This window comes from Inquilinus limosus MP06 (assembly GCF_000767795.1).
Classification (GTDB): domain Bacteria; phylum Pseudomonadota; class Alphaproteobacteria; order DSM-16000; family Inquilinaceae; genus Inquilinus; species Inquilinus limosus_E.
Genome location: NZ_JANX01001017.1, coordinates 1 through 1,148 on the forward strand (window position 1 = coordinate 1; position 1,148 = coordinate 1,148).

Genomic DNA, 1,148 nt, shown 5'->3' on the forward strand with positions numbered 1-1,148 from the left:
GTTCCCGCCGATAGAGCCGGCCCGGACGGCCGCAAATCGGCGCGGACGTCGAATGGGGTGCCGTACGTGTTCGCGCGCGGACGCGCGCAGCCCCCTCCCCCTACCCCCCTCCCGCAAGGGCAGGGGGGACTTGGAAAGGACGATGTGTGAGTTGGAGGACATTCCCGAACCCGGACCTACGCCGCCGCCGCGACCGGGCCGAGATGGGTGGCGATGGCGCGGTCGATCGCCGCCAGCTCGTCCGCCGACAGACGCAGCTCGCCCGCCCGCGCATTCGCCCGGGCCTGGTCGGCGTTGCGGGCGCCGCAGAGCGCGAAGGTGATGCCGGGCTGCGCCAGGGTCCAGGCGATCACCACGTCGGCGATTTCGGCCCCATGGTCCCGGGCGATGCCGGCGAGATCGGCGGCGAAAACCGCGACCAGGCGCCGGTTCTCGGCCGAGAAGCGCGGGTTGGTGCGGCGCAGATCGTCGCCGTCGAAGCTCCGCTCCGGCCCGATCCGGCCGGTCAGGAGGCCGAGCGCCAAGCTGGAATAGCTGATCACGGCGATGCCGGCGTCGCGGCAGGGTGGGATCAGCGTCTGCTCCAGCCCGCGGTCGAGCATGTTGTACGCCTCCTGCACGCAGTCGACCGGACCGGCCGCGCGGTAGGCGGCGAGATCCTCGACGCTGGCGTTGCTGATGCCGATAGCCCTGGTCTTGCCCTCGGCCTTCAGCGCCAAGAGGGCCTCCATGGTCTCGGCGATCGGCGTCGTCGGGTCCTGCCAATGGGTGATCAGCACGTCGACATGGTCGGTGCGCAGGCGCCGCAGGCTGGCCTCCAGCTCCGCCCGCACCGACTCCGCGCCGAGATAGCGGTGGATGGTCTTGTCGTCCTGGCCGACGAAGGGGCGGCCCTTGTCGGTGTCCCAGACCAGGCCGCATTTGGTCACCAGCACGACCTCGTCGCGCCGCCCCTCGATGGCGCGACCGACCAGCTGCTCGGCCCGGCCGAGGCCATAGGCCGGGGCGGTGTCGATCAGGGTGACGCCGGCGTCGAGCGCGGCGCGGATCGCCGCCACCGAGGCGGCGTCGTCGCCGCCGCCCCACAGCCAGCCGCCCATGGCCCAGGTGCCGAGCCCCACCGCGCTGGCGGGGATCCCGCTGGCCCC

General features: G+C 72.8%; 1 protein-coding gene. It reads right to left on the bottom strand.

Annotated elements, in window-relative coordinates; genetic code table 11:
* Positions 1 to 176: 176 nt before the first annotated feature.
* A partial coding sequence (locus tag P409_RS34865; RefSeq protein WP_081992252.1) for an aldo/keto reductase occupies positions 177 to 1,148 on the bottom strand: 972 nt, incomplete at its 5' end.